The sequence below is a fragment of the Paenibacillus popilliae ATCC 14706 genome (assembly GCF_000315235.1).
GTDB lineage: Bacteria > Bacillota > Bacilli > Paenibacillales > Paenibacillaceae > Paenibacillus_B > Paenibacillus_B popilliae.
Genome location: NZ_BALG01000087.1, coordinates 1 through 13,838 on the forward strand (window position 1 = coordinate 1; position 13,838 = coordinate 13,838).

15 protein-coding genes and 1 other annotated feature are annotated in these 13,838 nt (G+C 57.3%); all 15 genes read left to right on the top strand.

The window, feature by feature from the left end; translation table 11 throughout:
* Positions 1-491 precede the first annotated feature (491 nt).
* The 15 genes from spoVAC to PPOP_RS08205 all read left to right on the top strand — a co-directional run bounded on the left by spoVAC (position 492) and on the right by PPOP_RS08205 (position 13,489).
* Complete coding sequence (gene spoVAC, locus PPOP_RS08135) at positions 492-1,004, top strand: stage V sporulation protein AC (protein ID WP_006285720.1); 513 nt, start codon at positions 492-494, stop codon at positions 1,002-1,004.
* Between the two features lie 36 nt (positions 1,005-1,040).
* Positions 1,041-2,066 (top strand): stage V sporulation protein AD, encoded by a 1,026-nt coding sequence (spoVAD, locus tag PPOP_RS08140; RefSeq protein ID WP_006285721.1) that lies wholly within the window; start codon positions 1,041-1,043, stop codon positions 2,064-2,066.
* On the top strand, positions 2,063-2,413 hold the full coding sequence (gene spoVAE, locus PPOP_RS08145) for a stage V sporulation protein AE (RefSeq protein ID WP_006285722.1): 351 nt from the start codon (positions 2,063-2,065) through the stop codon (positions 2,411-2,413). Before spoVAD ends, spoVAE begins: the two co-directional genes overlap by 4 nt.
* 219 nt (positions 2,414-2,632) lie before the next feature.
* Positions 2,633-3,589: an AAA family ATPase gene (locus tag PPOP_RS08150; protein ID WP_006285723.1), complete on the top strand. Its 957-nt coding sequence runs from the start codon at positions 2,633-2,635 to the stop codon at positions 3,587-3,589.
* Position 3,590: 1 nt separating this feature from the next.
* On the top strand, positions 3,591-4,850 hold the full coding sequence (locus PPOP_RS19350) for a DUF58 domain-containing protein (RefSeq protein WP_052516597.1): 1,260 nt from the start codon (positions 3,591-3,593) through the stop codon (positions 4,848-4,850).
* Entirely contained in the window at positions 4,841-7,093 is a 2,253-nt protein-coding gene (locus tag PPOP_RS08160) for a transglutaminase TgpA family protein (protein WP_006285725.1), read from the top strand. Before PPOP_RS19350 ends, PPOP_RS08160 begins: the two co-directional genes overlap by 10 nt.
* A 144-nt stretch (positions 7,094-7,237) precedes the next feature.
* A complete protein-coding gene (locus PPOP_RS08165; RefSeq protein ID WP_199898956.1) occupies positions 7,238-7,762 on the top strand; it encodes a YqeG family HAD IIIA-type phosphatase in 525 nt (174 codons plus the stop codon).
* Positions 7,759-8,877 (top strand): ribosome biogenesis GTPase YqeH, encoded by a 1,119-nt coding sequence (gene yqeH, locus PPOP_RS08170; RefSeq protein ID WP_006285727.1) that lies wholly within the window; start codon positions 7,759-7,761, stop codon positions 8,875-8,877. Before PPOP_RS08165 ends, yqeH begins: the two co-directional genes overlap by 4 nt.
* Positions 8,878-8,906: 29 nt before the next feature.
* Positions 8,907-9,800 (top strand): shikimate dehydrogenase, encoded by an 894-nt coding sequence (gene aroE / locus PPOP_RS08175; protein ID WP_006285728.1) that lies wholly within the window; start codon positions 8,907-8,909, stop codon positions 9,798-9,800.
* Positions 9,801-9,838: 38 nt separating this feature from the next.
* Entirely contained in the window at positions 9,839-10,129 is a 291-nt protein-coding gene (yhbY, locus tag PPOP_RS08180; protein ID WP_006285729.1) for a ribosome assembly RNA-binding protein YhbY, read from the top strand.
* A 19-nt stretch (positions 10,130-10,148) separates the two neighbouring features.
* On the top strand, positions 10,149-10,757 hold the full coding sequence (locus PPOP_RS08185; protein ID WP_006285730.1) for a nicotinate-nucleotide adenylyltransferase: 609 nt from the start codon (positions 10,149-10,151) through the stop codon (positions 10,755-10,757).
* Entirely contained in the window at positions 10,729-11,304 is a 576-nt protein-coding gene (gene yqeK, locus PPOP_RS08190; RefSeq protein WP_006285731.1) for a bis(5'-nucleosyl)-tetraphosphatase (symmetrical) YqeK, read from the top strand. Before PPOP_RS08185 ends, yqeK begins: the two co-directional genes overlap by 29 nt.
* 86 nt (positions 11,305-11,390) lie before the next feature.
* Positions 11,391-11,738, top strand: coding sequence for a ribosome silencing factor (rsfS, locus tag PPOP_RS08195; protein WP_006285732.1), 348 nt, complete (start codon positions 11,391-11,393; stop codon positions 11,736-11,738).
* Positions 11,735-12,691 (top strand): CvfB family protein, encoded by a 957-nt coding sequence (locus PPOP_RS08200; RefSeq protein WP_006285733.1) that lies wholly within the window; start codon positions 11,735-11,737, stop codon positions 12,689-12,691. The genes rsfS and PPOP_RS08200 overlap by 4 nt, the downstream gene beginning before the upstream one ends.
* A gap of 36 nt (positions 12,692-12,727) precedes the next feature.
* Positions 12,728-13,489, top strand: a complete 762-nt coding sequence (locus PPOP_RS08205) for a class I SAM-dependent DNA methyltransferase (RefSeq protein WP_006285734.1) — start codon at positions 12,728-12,730, stop codon at positions 13,487-13,489.
* Positions 13,490-13,601: 112 nt separating this feature from the next.
* Positions 13,602-13,830 (top strand) — a binding site (T-box leader).
* The last annotated feature ends 8 nt before the right edge of the window (positions 13,831-13,838 follow it).

Genomic DNA, 13,838 nt, shown 5'->3' on the forward strand with positions numbered 1-13,838 from the left:
GAGTGTAGCTCATGGTGGATTCTCCTTGTGTGAATGGGGTGGTGAGAACTTTCATTCTACACGAATCCGGCCATGAGCCTTTTGTTTTTTTATTCCCAGAAGGTGTCGCACTTCATTTTACAATCCGTCGTGAAGAATAAATAATGTCTACCTTTTAAACCGGTTTACACAAAGATATTGACAGACCCGGAAGTTATTCGTGAAGCGCTCGCCAGGCCGCTGCTGGTTCAACATCGTGTACCCGATTCAGGCCCACCTGCATACGTTAGTAGCAAGGGATAACCAGAAAGGATGATGAGCATATGGAAATGAAGCGGCAAGCGTGGGATATCATCTTGGTGTTGTTCGTGCTCTTGGTCATCATTTGCTTGTTGCTGTTCGGAATGGGACTGTAGATTGGAACTGGCATAGGCAGAGACATAATTTATTCACATACGGCAAATACTGAACGCAGGCAACTGAACTTCAGACTGAATGCAGGAGGTGAATCAATGGCGACTTCGACCAAATCCGGGTCATCCGGGTCTACAACGTGGACTTCCGGAGGAACGACTATCTCGGAGAAAGAGTATAAGCAGATCGCCAAGCAGCGTGAACCGTCCCGCCCCGTATGGAAAAATTGCGTACGGGCTTTTTTGGCGGGGGGAACGATCTGCCTGATTGGACAAGCCATTGAACAAATATTAATCACGTTTTTCGATATGACGAAGAAAGAGGCAGCAGGCCCGACAGTCGTCATTCTTGTGCTGGCTTCTGTCATTCTGACGAGCCTGGGCGTGTATGACAAACTGGCGCAATGGGCCGGCGCGGGCACGGCGGTTCCCGTGACCGGGTTCGCCAATTCAATGTGCTCCGCGGCATTGGAGCACCGCAGCGAAGGCCTCGTGCTGGGAGTCGGCGGCAATATGTTCAAGCTGGCCGGTTCTGTCATCGTATTTGGAACGGTAGCCGCCTTTATTATTGCGCTTATCTATTACATTTTCGGGATACAGTTCCAGCATTGATGCCGGACGTTCCCAGATGGTAAAGGAGTAAATCTGATGCGTATAGGACGCCATACATGGCGGTTCGCCAATCAACCGGTCATTATCGGTACCGCGACCGTAGTTGGCCCCGAGGAAGGAAAAGGACCTCTTGCCGCCGACTTTGACTTTATTCACGAAGATTTGGATTTGAAGGAGCCAAGCTGGGAAAAGGCGGAGCGCAAGCTGCTGGAGCAGGCCTCCCAGCTCGCCGTCGTCAATGCGAACATTACGCAGGATGATTTGGATTATTTCGTTGGCGGCGACCTGATGAACCAGATTATCAGCAACTCCTTCGCCGCACGCGGGCTGGGAGTGCCATACATCGGCGTATTCGGCGCATGCTCCACCTCGATGGAAGCGCTGGCCCTCGGATCGCTGCTGGTCGATTCCGGCAACGCGAATATCGTCATGTCCGGCACATGCAGCCACAACTGCTCTGTAGAGAAGCAGTTCCGCTATCCGACGGAATACGGCTCCCAGAAGCCACCGACCGCGCAATATACCGTGACTGGCGCCGGCGTGGCCATTGTGGGCAAAAAAGGCAAGGGACCGAAAGTAACGGCTGCGACGATCGGCAAAATTGTCGATCTGGGCATCAAAGATCCGTTCAATATGGGAGCGGCCATGGCGCCGGCGGCCGTCGATACCATTCAGACTCATTTGACCGACTTGAAGCGCAGTCCCGCCTATTATGACATGATTGTGACCGGTGATTTGGCTACCGTCGGTTACGGCATCGCCAAAGATTTGTTCAAAAAACACGACATCAACATCCAGACGTCGAACTATCAGGATTGCGGGCTAATGATATACGATATGGTCAAGCAAAAGGTGGATGTGCAAGCGGGAGGAAGCGGGGCGGCTTGCTCGGCTGTCGTCACCTACGGTCACATTCTGAAGCGGATGAGGGAAGGCGAACTGAAAAAGGTTTTGATCGTGGCGACCGGAGCCCTCCTGTCCCCACTGTCCTACCAGCAGGGAGAGACCATTCCTTGCATCGCTCATGCCGCAACGATCGAGATGGGAGGAGACGAATCATGATCTTTGTGTGGGCATTTATCGTAGGAGGGCTGATCTGCGTTATTGGTCAACTGCTGTTCGATGTCGCGAAGCTGACGCCGGCGCATACGATGGCGCTGCTGGTCGTCACTGGCGCGGTCGTGGACGGCTTGGGCTGGTACGAGCCGTTGATTGAATTCGCCGGCGCGGGCGCAACCGTTCCGATTACGAGCTTCGGCAACTCCCTTGTGCACGGGGCGATTACCGATTTGAAATCGGATGGATGGATTGGCGCCGTCAGCGGCATATTCAAGACGACAAGCGCGGGAATATCGGCCGCGATCGTCTTCTCCTTCCTGGCATCGCTCGTCGTGCGGCCCAAAGGATAAGCGCGTGTCGAGCAGACAAGCTCCGCAGCCTGAACAGGTGCGGAGCTTGTCTGGTGCCATGAATTAGCTTGAAGACGAAACGTATTATTGATGTACCTTCACCATAAAATGGTGTAATATGAGGAAATGTAAAGAAACTTTGCTTAAATATCCTTACGCAAAGTACACCATAAAATTCGGTATTTTTCCTTATATCACCGTTGTGTAGGAGGTTTTTCCTTGCATTCGCAATCATCGCTGCATTCGATTATTGAACAGATCCAGTCTGCGTTGGATCAATGCATATTAGGGAAGTCACTCGAGATTGAATTCATGCTCACCGCCATGGTGGCCGGGGGCCACGTCCTCATCGAGGACGTGCCGGGGACGGGCAAGACGCAGCTCGTCAAATCGCTGGCGCGCACGATAGACGGGGCGTTCCGCCGTATCCAATGCAACCCCGACTTGCTGCCGACCGATATTACCGGCGTTTTTATTTTCCACCCCAAGGACCAGCAGTTTATTTTCCGTCCCGGACCGGTCATGTGCAACGTGCTTCTCGTGGACGAAATCAACCGGGCGACGACGAAGACGCAATCGGCCCTGCTGGAGGCAATGGAGGAGCACCATATTACGGTGGACGGCGAGACCTTTGCGTTGCCCGTTCCGTTCATGCTCTTCGCCACTCAGAACCCCATCGAGTTCGAGGGAACATTCCAGCTGCCGGAAGCCCAGTTGGATCGCTTTATGTTCAAGATGAACTTGGGGTACCCGGATAAAGCGATGGAACGGGCCATGCTGGCTCGCCATGTGCTTGGACAGCCATCCGAGCGGGTTCCGACAATTACGGATATTACCGTGATTGATAAGATGCGGGAAGACGCTCGAGGCATCCATATCGACGATGCCGTCGCTTCCTATATCATCGATGTGGTCCGAGCGACAAGGATTCACTCGAACATCGTGCTGGGCGCAAGCCCGCGCGCTTCCGTGGCGCTCATGCAAGCGGTAAAGGCCCGCGCCTGGCTTCAAGGCCGACGCTATGTTACTCCGGATGATGTTAAGACGCTGCTTCCGTTCGTTCTGGCTCATCGCCTCGTGCTCGATATGGAAGCGAAGATGGAGGGACTGACTGCGGAGCAAGTGCTGATGGAGGTGGTCCGAGGCGTACCGGTGCCGGTTCGGATGGAACTGTAGCATGAGCTCGCCGCCGTTGGTGCCCCGTCGTCCACGTTCACGGAGACGGGCATTTCTTATTGCTTTCGTCACTTATGTCAGTTGTATTTTCTATTTTCTGTTCCAGGGCGGCAAGACGTCCTTCATGCTGCTGTCGATGGCGACCGTGCTGGCCGTCTATTGGGCCTGCAGGTGGTTCGGGGGCGTGACCAAGGTTCAAGGTCAGCGTATGGTACGGATAGGGACAAGCCGATTCCTCCCCGCCCAATCCCGTATCGCGGTATCCGTGGAACTGCACGTTCCGGGATGGATTCCGCTTCCCTATGTCATCGTGCAGGACGGTCTGTACCGCTTCGATGAACTGTATAGCGAGGCGGAGGCGGCCGTTACCTTGGATGCCGGCAGGAAGGCGGTATGGACGTACCGGACGCCGCCGCTTCCACGCGGGGCATACCGCTTGGATGCAACGACATGCTTGTCCAAAGATTTATTTGGCATGTTCGAGCAGCGCGGACAGTTCCATACGCCATCCTCCTTTTTCATCTTGCCGGCCACGGTTCCGATCCCTGCCTGGACCCAAGCCGGCCATCAAGCGGTCCAACCCGGACAGACGGTTGCGATGGATAAGAGGAAGCGGGAGTCGACGCAATTGAGCGGCGTACGGGAATACGTCTATGGCGATCGTCTCTCGCGCATTCATTGGAATGCCACCGCCAAGAGCGGAAGCTTGAAATCGAAGCAATTCGATCAGGAAGTGCAAGCCCCTATCCTGATCGTGCTTGATATAAGGAGAACCTCCTATGAGAATAGGACCAGCTTCGAATTGGCGCTGTCGGCTGCGGCGTCGATGGCGCAATATGCGAAGGCGAACAGGCATCCCGCCTATGTAGCCGCAATCGGCGGGTCTCTTCATTGGTGGGACGCTGCGGCGCTCTTGCGCGAACCGGCCGCTTACAAGCAATGGTGGTCTACCATCGAGCCGGAAACGCCGAATCTGCAAGGCAATGACCGAATTGGCTCGATGCTGGCACAACGCGCCTCACGGCTGCGCGGGGCGGCCATCGCCTGGATCAGCGGGGCGATGACGTCCGGCGATATGACGGCGATCGGAGGCCTGCGATCCCTTGGCGGCAGCGGCACGTTTATTCACGCCGCCGCTGATGACGGCCCCGATGAAGCCGCTTTGCTTCGCGCTTTGGCGAAGCAGGGCTTTGAATATAAATGGCTGGATGAGTTGAACCATCTTCCCAAGCTGCTTGGAGGTGGGGTGACATGGAAGTGAATCGGCAGGCGAAATCTGCTTACCCGGCAAGCTCCGTTCAACCGGCACCACCCGGAATGATAAAGCGCTGGCTGCTAGACGGTTGGAGCGAGCGTCTGTTCTGGACTTGCCTTGCCGTTATGGTCTGGCAGTGGATCGTGATGCTGGAGCCGTATTGGTATGACGAGACGATTGCGATGTCCAAGGACGTACTCCGAATCCTATGGGGAGTATCCGTATTATGTCCCCGGCAATTTTGGGGCCGTCTGCTTCTTGGGCTGCCGCTCGTCTTGCGCGTCATTTATATAGAGCTGGTTCGCAATCACTTGTGGATCGAGGATGGAGCGCGCTGGGAGAGACTGCAAGTCTTTCATCCTTATATTTGGTTCGTTCTCGGCATTTGGCTCTGCTATGAGGCGTTTAATCATATTGTTCGCGGGATCGGCCGCATCATCATGTGGCTGCTCATTCAAGTTGTCGTCTTCGGCATCCTGGATTCTTTCACCGAGGATATATTATGGGATCAGGTCGCCTGGATCGTCGGCGCGGCCCTCGTATGGCTCATCGGGCTTCATTTCTCCCAGATGAAGCACAGCTATCCCGAGATGAAGCGAACTCCGCTGCGGTACCTTCTTCAGATGACGGTAAGCGCCATCGTCGTCATTGCCCTTATTATCACGGTCGGGGTGAACATGCCCGGACTGGAGCCGATCCTGACCGACCCGTATACGGACTGGACGAACCGGAACGGCAATGGCGGTAACATCGTCGAGCACACCGTCTCGAACGGAATCGGGACACCGAGCCCGACGACTTCCGGCTACAGCAACCATGACAGCCAGCTTGGAGGCGACTTCCAGATGGATTATCAGCTGGTGATGACGGTAACCTCTGAATCCTGCGGCTATTGGCGGGGGGAAGCCAAGGATATATACACCGGTCAGGGCTGGGTCGATGCGAAGCGGGAAGAGAGGCTGGAACCGATAAGTCCGGGCGAGCGCTTCGAAGCTGACGACGTTCCCTCGAAGCGGCTTCAGACGAAGGAGATGATCCAGAAGGTGCAAATGCATACCGAACAGGTGTATCCGGTTCTGTTCGGTATGTATTCGGTAGCGGCGGTGGAGGAACTGGAAGGCGGCGATATGGACGGGCTTGCATGGAATGGGAGAGAGAGCGAGGTCCGGTACGAGGGGAGAGGCGCTGCCCGTTATCCGACAAGCTATACGATCGTGTCCCACGTCCCGATCATCCAGGAACAGGATCTGCGAGCGGCGCCCCCATCCGAAGCGCCGGACAGCGCCTACCTGCAGCTGCCGGATCGTCTTCCAACCCGAGTCGTCGAGCTGGCCCGAAGCCTGACCGCAGGGGAGACGAACCATTACGGCAAGGCCCAAAAAATCGAACAATATTTACGGACCCAGTTCACTTATACGAATGTTCCGGATATTTCGAAGCGGACCAGCGACGATTTCGTCGACGGGTTTCTGTTCGAGATGAAGGAAGGGTACTGCGACTATTTCTCCACCTCGATGGCGGTCATGCTCCGCAGCGTGGGCGTGCCGACGCGCTGGGTGAAGGGCTATGCGCCCGGAGCCCGCGAAGGATCGAATCGTGAAATGATGCCGGGCTTCTTCGATCCCGATGCAGGCGGCCGCTTCCGCGTCACGAATGCGGACGCGCATTCTTGGGTAGAGGTATATATGGGGAAGTACGGCTGGGTGTCTTTCGAGCCGACCCCGGGATTCCGTATGCCGAGCCCGGAGCAGGAGGAGGAGCAAGCGCCCGACACGCCGCCCGAGCAGGAGAAAGAGACACCGCCCAAAGGGAAGGAAGAGAGGAAGGCGAGCAAGACGGAAGAAGAAACTGCACTTCCGTCCTGGGTGAGTACGGGAGCCCGCTCGATCGTGGGCGTTGCGCTGCTCGGATTGCTGGCCTGGCTTGTCCGGCAATGGGGCCAGGCCGGATTCTTGCTGTGCTGGCGGCGTACCTTCCGGCGGCAGATATCGCAAAACGATCGGGTCGTGCTCGAGACGGAGCTGTGGCTCAGCTACTGCCGGCTTCGCGGGTTGCGCAAAGAACCGCACGAGACGGTGCGCGAAGCTGCCTTCCGCTGGACTGAGGACCTGCCGCAGCTGGAAGCTTCCCTGCAGGTTATCGTGCCGACATTCGAACAGGCGAAATACAGCGGCGATCCGCTGAGGCAAGTCGATGTGGCCCGGTTCCGGGAAGCGGTGAGACAGTTCCGGCGCGTCCGCAAGCGGTAAGCTCCGCTTCCTTGTCACGCGGGAGGCGGGAGACAGGGAGCCGGAATGTGACGAAATAGAGCCGTTCCGTACGGGAACGGCTTTTTTTTGCACGAAAATCAATGAATATGGTATAGTTTGTCGTATGAAAACGAGGTGACTGTTTTGTTGGAAAGGCTTATTCCCCGTCTTCGGGTAAGCTCCGTATACGAAATTGGTTTGGATAAGCTGGCGGAACAAGGCATTCGAGGCATCATTACCGATCTGGACAACACGCTCGTCGGCGCCAAGGTGCCGGAAGCGACCCCGGAACTGGCGGCCTGGCTGGAGGAAGTCAAGCACCGCGGCTTCAAGGTCGTCATCGTATCGAATAATGATCATACGCGCGTATCCCGGTTCGCCGTCCCGCTTGATCTTCCGTTTATACACGCGGCCCGGAAGCCGGCGCAGCGGGCTTTTCGCCAAGCGCTGTCGCTGATGGGGCTGAAGCCGGCTCAGACGGCTGTCATCGGCGATCAGATGCTGACGGATGTCCTGGGAGGCAACCGGATCGGCATATTTACGATATTGGTGCAGCCTATCGCCATTCAGGACGAGGGCTGGGGAACCCGCATCAATCGGCGCATTGAGCGTTATGCCACGTCCCGGTTGAAGCGGAGAGGATTGTGGCAAGAGGAGGAGAAAAGGTGAAGGACAATCAAGAGAAGCAAGTATGCAGCGGCTGCGGCGTTACGGTGCAGACCGGCCATGCCGATCAGCTCGGCTATGTCCCGGCGGCCGCGCTGACTCGTTCGCCGCTGATTTGCCAGCGCTGCTTCCGGATTAAGCATTATAACGAAGCGGCTTCCGTGGCGCTGGATCAGGATGATTTTTTGCGTTTGCTGGGGCGAATCGGCCAGGAGGACGCGCTGGTCATCCATATTGTCGATCTGTTCGATTTTGACGGCAGCGTCATTTCCGGACTCCAGCGGTTCGTCGGGAATAATCCGGTGCTGCTTGTCGTGAACAAGATCGATCTACTGCCCCGTTCGACGAATTGGAACCGCCTGACGAACTGGGTGCAGCGGCAAGCGAAGGAGCATGGCCTCCGCATAGTGGATGTCATGCTCGTCAGCGCCAAGCGCAATGCCGGCTTCGAGCGGCTCGTGGAGCAGATGAGCCATTGGCGGCGCGGCCGCGATGTCTATGTCGTCGGAGCGACAAACGTCGGCAAATCCACGCTGATAAACCGTCTTATTCATGATTACAGCGATATGGAGCGCGAGCTGACGACTTCCCGTTATCCGGGAACGACACTGGATGTCGTACATATTCCGCTCGATGACGGCAAGCATATCATTGATACGCCGGGCATCGTCTATACGAGCCGCTTGACGGAATTGGCCAGCCGACAAGATCTGGGGGCCCTGCTGCCGGACAAGCCGCTCAAGCCGTCTGTCTACCAATTGAACGAAGGGCAGGTGCTGTTTTTCGGGGCGTTTGCGCGCTTTGATTTTGTGGAAGGGGAACGGCAATCCTTTACATGCTACATATCAAATGGACTTCCCATCCACCGGACGAAGCTGGATCGGGCAGACGCCTTGTATAAAGAGCACCGTGGCGAGCTACTGTCGCCGCCGACGCGGGATCGCCTGAATGAGCTGCCGGCCTGGACGAAGCATCAGTACCGGATTGCGACAGGAGCTGAGACCGATATATTCATCTCAGGGCTTGGATGGATCAAATGCAACGGCAAGGAAGGGGCGCTCGTTGAAATCCACGCGCCCAAAGGGGTTAAGGTGTTGACCCGCCGTGCGATGATCTAGCACAATATACCGGGGGGGGGGCGGAGACTATGGTACAAAACGATCTGGCCGGGACGATGCGGCCTTCGGCGGCCATCGACAGCTCGACCGCCGTGTTCGCGGTCATCGGCGATCCGATCAAGCATTCCACATCGCCGTTGATGCACAATGCCGCCCTGCGGGAGCTTGGGCTGAACGCCGTATATACGGCGTTTCATGTCGCGTCCGAACAGTTGGAGCAGGCCGTGCAGGGCATGCGCGCGCTAGGCATGTGCGGAATGAATGTGACCATTCCGCACAAGGAAGCGGTCATGGCGCATCTGGATGAAGTGGATGAGAGTGCGAGTGTCATCGGCGCTGTCAACACCATCGTCAACCGGAGTGGCCGGTTGATCGGCTATAATACGGACGGTCTCGGGTTCGTCCGCTCGCTGCAAGAGGAGATATTCTCCAATCTCCACCAGTCCCGGATCTTGCTGATCGGGGCGGGCGGTGCGGCGCGCGGCATCGCTTATGCGCTGCTGAAGGCGGGATGCCGCCGCTTGCAGATTGCCAATCGCACGCTGGAACGGGCCGAGGTGCTGGCGCGCGATCTGTCTGCCTTCGGGACGGTAGCTGCCGTCCAGCTCGGCACGCGGCCGACTATCGACGCGCATGAGGTGGATATCGTCATTCATACGACCTCCGTCGGCATGCATCCGGATGGGGAGGCGGTGCCGTTCGATCCCGACTGGCTGCGGCCGGATATGATCGTAAGCGACATCGTCTACAACCCGCTGAAGACGGCCTTGCTGCGGGAAGCGGGCAAGCGCGGCTGCCGCACGCACAGCGGACTCGGCATGTTCGTCTATCAGGGCGCAATCGCGCTGGAGCTGTGGACGGGCGCCGCCGCGCCTGTACCCTTGATGCGGGAGCAAGTATGGAATACATTGCGACACGAATAAACCATTGTTATTATCAGACATATAAGGAAGGGGAAAACATGCTAACAGGAAAACAAAAGCGCTATTTGCGCTCGCTCGCACATCATGTGCAGCCTATTTTTCAAGTAGGCAAAGGGGGAACCAACGATCAGCTTATCCGCCATATCGAGGAAGCGCTGGAGGTGCGCGAGCTGATCAAAGTATCGATTTTGAGCAACTGCATGGACGATCGCTTCGAGGTTGCCGATGAATTGGCAGGCCGCTCGGGAGCCGAGCTGGTCCAAGTCATCGGGAAGACGATCGTGCTCTACAAGGAATCGGCTGAACATAAACAGATTGAAATGCCATAAACCCGCCGGAGGTGCAGACGTGAGACAAATCGGGATTATGGGCGGGACGCTTAATCCGATCCACCTGGGGCATCTGGTGGCTGCCGAATGCGCCCGCGAAGCCGCAAATCTGGATGAGGTGTGGTTCATGCCCGCTCACGTGCCGCCGCACAAGACGAATCATCCTCAGGCGGAGGGGAAGCATCGCCTGGAGATGACCAAGCTGGCCATCGCGGGCAACCCGTCGTTCCGGGCGAGCGATTGGGAGCTGGCACGAGGCGGGGTGTCCTACACGTATGATACCGTCCTCTCGCTGCGGGCCGCCTACCTGGATGTAAGCTGGCACTGGATTATCGGCGGGGATATGGTGGATTACTTGCCGAAGTGGCACCGGATCGATGAATTGATGCGTCTAATCCGCTTCGTCGGACTGCACCGGCCGGGCATCCGCTGGAGCGAGGAGAAACTGCCTGCCGCATGGCGCGGCCGCATACTGGGGGCTGACATGCCCCAGATGGATATCTCCTCGACGGATATCCGGCAGCGAAGAGCGGCGGGACGATCGATCCGCTATCTCGTTCCGGAAGCAGTCGAACATTACATGGCAAGGTGGGGATTATATGAATCTGACGCACCAGCAATTAATTGAATCCGTCCAGGCGCAGATGCCGGCCGCGCGCTGGCAGCATACCGAGGGCGTGATGGATACAGCCGTGATTTTGGCCCGCCGCTTCGGCGCGGATCCGGAGAAGGCGGAACTGGCGGCGATTCTTCATGATGTCGCCAAATATTGGCCGACCGACCGGATGGAACGCGTCATTCACGAAGAAAATTTGCCGCCTGAGCTGCTGGAATACGACAAGCAGCTGTGGCACGCGCCCGTCGGCGCGGCCGTCGCCGCCCGGGACTATGGCGTGCAGGACGAAGAGGTTTTGGATGCGATTCAGTATCATACATCGGGCCGGGCGCCGATGACGCTGCTCGATAAGGTGGTCTGTCTGGCGGATTATATCGAGCCCGGGCGCGATTTTCCGGACGTGGATCGCATCCGGGAACTGGCCGAGCAGGATGTCAATCTCGCGCTCATCGCTGGCTTCGATTCGACGATCGGCTATTTGCTTTCCCAGCGCCGCCGTATTTTTCCGCTTACGGTCATTGCGCGGAACCGGCTGATTGAAGAATTAGAGCAGAATTAGGGAAGTCTAACGGCATAAGGGAAGCGGAGCTGCCTGCAATTGCGTTGCCGGAGTGCCAGTACATGAGGATTAAGGGAGGTTACGGTATGACCATTCAACCAAGTGAGCTGCTCGACATTGTCGTCGCGGCAGCGGAAGAGAAAAAAGCGATGGATCTCGTCGTGCTCGATCTGCAGGAGATTTCCCTGATTGCGGATTATTTTGTCATTTGCCACGGGAATTCCGACACCCAGGTGCAGGCCATCACGAACGAGGTGCGCAAACGGGTTCACGAAGCAGGCGGAGCGGTCCGGGGAATGGAAGGCATGGAATCCTCGCGCTGGGTCCTGCTCGATCTCGGCGATATCGTCATCCACATCTTCCATCGCGATGAGCGCGAATACTACAACATCGAGAAGCTGTGGTCCGACGCGAAAGTTGTGGAGATGGCATGACGCTGACGGCGGGCACGATCAGACGACTGCAGGTGGCACGGGAGGTATCGCCTTACGGTTTCTTTCTGACAGACGGGCAACAGGACGTCATTCTACATTATTCCGAACTGACAGATTCCGTGAAGCCGGGTGACGAGGTCGACGTCTTTCTATTCTATGATACGGAGGATCGGCTCGCGTCGACGATGAAGCGCCCGTTACTGACACTGGATGAGATTGCACCCCTCCAGGTGGCGGATATTCATCCGCGATATGGCTGCTTCCTGGAAATGGGCATCGGGCGTCAACTCCTGCTTCCGAAGAGCGAACTGCCCGAATACGAGCCGCTTCATCCTCAAGTTGGGGACACGGTCTATACGAAGATGGTCCACGACCGGGTAGGCCGGCTCGTGGCGCAGGCGGCGCTGGAACAGGATCTCGTTCCGCTGGCCTTCCATGCGCCGGCCGCTTGGCGCAACACATGGCATGAGGCCGTCGTCTACCGGCCGCTGAAGATGGGGACATTCCTCGTGCTTGACGGCGATCCGATCGGCTTTGGCGTCATCGGATTCCTGCACGAGTCGATTCGGCCGCGGCCGCTTCGGCTCGGGGAGAAGGTGCACGTGCGCGTCACCCATATCCGCGAGGACGGTCGCGTGAACGTAACTATGGCCGAACGCAAGGAAATTGGCATGGATCGGGATGCGGAGCGGCTGTTCTCATTTCTACGGGAACGTCCGAACGGAGCGATGCCGTATTCGGACGAGACGCCGGCCGATATGGTGAAGCAGCGGTTCGGCATGAGCAAGTCGGCGTTCAAGCGCGCGGTCGGGCGGCTGATGAGGGCCGGCCTCGTCAAGCAGGAAGGAAGCTGGACGGAGCTAACGGAGACAGGCGCGGCGCTTGGCCCGGATCAGCTGCAGCAGATCGTCCAGGCAGAGAAGACGGGGCCGCCGCGGCTGAAGAAGCGCTGACAACGCCACAGCCCGAGGGAAGGACGGAGAGGCTTGATGGAATCTTACGGCCGCTTTGCCGCGGTCTATGATCGCTTGATGGAGGATATGCCTTATGACGCCTGGGTGGAATTCGCGGAGGAGGCGTGGCGGCGCTATATGTCGTCGAAGCCGGAGCGGATTGTCGATCTGGGCTGCGGAACAGGCAACATTACACTTCCGCTCGCAGCCAGAGGCTACGCGCTGACCGGCATCGACCTGTCCGAGACGATGCTGGCCGTCGCCGAGCAGAAGTCCGCTACCGCACGCGCGAAGTCCGGCAGCATCCGTTGGCTGTGCCAGGATATGCGGGAATGGAATGCGGGCGAGCCGGCAGACGCTGTCGTCTCGTTCTGCGACTGCTTGAATTACATGACCGAAGAGGTGGATGTGAAGTGGGTGTTCGCGGCCACGTACCGGCAGTTGCGCGCCGGGGGCGTCTTCTTGTTCGATGTGCATTCGATTCGCCACTTCGAGTCGTACGCGGAATCGCAGCCTTTTGCGTATGACGAGGACGATCTGGCCTATATCTGGTTCTGTGAGTACGATGAAGCACGCCGGGAAATCGAGCATCAGTTAACCTTTTTCATTCGGCAAGATGGCGGCTCCCTGTTCGAACGGGTCGACGAAGCTCATGTTCAGCGTGCCTATGAGACGGTAGAGATAGTGTCGTGGCTGCGCGAGGCCGGATTTACCCGCGTGGAAATGGTTGCCGACTTCGCATGGGATCCGCCGAACAGCCAGTCCGCGCGTATTTTCTATGCTGCGGTGAAGGAATAGCCGCCTGTGAAGCGATGTCTAGGCGGCAATCATTGACAAGATCCATCATTTTCATTATGATATAATTACTTGCGTAAGCTGGTCAAGGTTATGCATACAATTGAAGAAGTGCAATCAGACTGTGATGAGGATTAGTAGCTCGGTGCGCGCATCGAACAGAGAGCCGGCGGTTGGTGGAAGCCGGTGATGGGCAGGAGCGAACTCGCCTCGGAGTCTTGCAGCCGAACGGCAGGGAGGCTGTGACGATTCACCGGCGTTAACGGTGCAGAGGGAGTGGAAGGCAAAGCATGCCCTTCGCTAACTAGGGTGGTACCACGGGAATTGAACCTCTCGTCCCTAGCGTTTTCGC

Bases quoted from the DNA above. Each gene is read 5' to 3' on its own strand.
- spoVAC (WP_006285720.1), top strand. From the start codon at position 492: ATGGCGACTTCGACCAAATCCGGGTCATCCGGGTCTACAACGTGGACT.
- spoVAD (WP_006285721.1), top strand. From the start codon at position 1,041: ATGCGTATAGGACGCCATACATGGCGGTTCGCCAATCAACCGGTCATT.
- spoVAE (WP_006285722.1), top strand. From the start codon at position 2,063: ATGATCTTTGTGTGGGCATTTATCGTAGGAGGGCTGATCTGCGTTATT.
- PPOP_RS19350 (WP_052516597.1), top strand. From the start codon at position 3,591: ATGAGCTCGCCGCCGTTGGTGCCCCGTCGTCCACGTTCACGGAGACGG.
- PPOP_RS08160 (WP_006285725.1), top strand. From the start codon at position 4,841: ATGGAAGTGAATCGGCAGGCGAAATCTGCTTACCCGGCAAGCTCCGTT.
- aroE (WP_006285728.1), top strand. From the start codon at position 8,907: ATGGTACAAAACGATCTGGCCGGGACGATGCGGCCTTCGGCGGCCATC.
- yhbY (WP_006285729.1), top strand. From the start codon at position 9,839: ATGCTAACAGGAAAACAAAAGCGCTATTTGCGCTCGCTCGCACATCAT.
- yqeK (WP_006285731.1), top strand. From the start codon at position 10,729: ATGAATCTGACGCACCAGCAATTAATTGAATCCGTCCAGGCGCAGATG.
- rsfS (WP_006285732.1), top strand. From the start codon at position 11,391: ATGACCATTCAACCAAGTGAGCTGCTCGACATTGTCGTCGCGGCAGCG.
- PPOP_RS08200 (WP_006285733.1), top strand. From the start codon at position 11,735: ATGACGCTGACGGCGGGCACGATCAGACGACTGCAGGTGGCACGGGAG.
- PPOP_RS08205 (WP_006285734.1), top strand. From the start codon at position 12,728: ATGGAATCTTACGGCCGCTTTGCCGCGGTCTATGATCGCTTGATGGAG.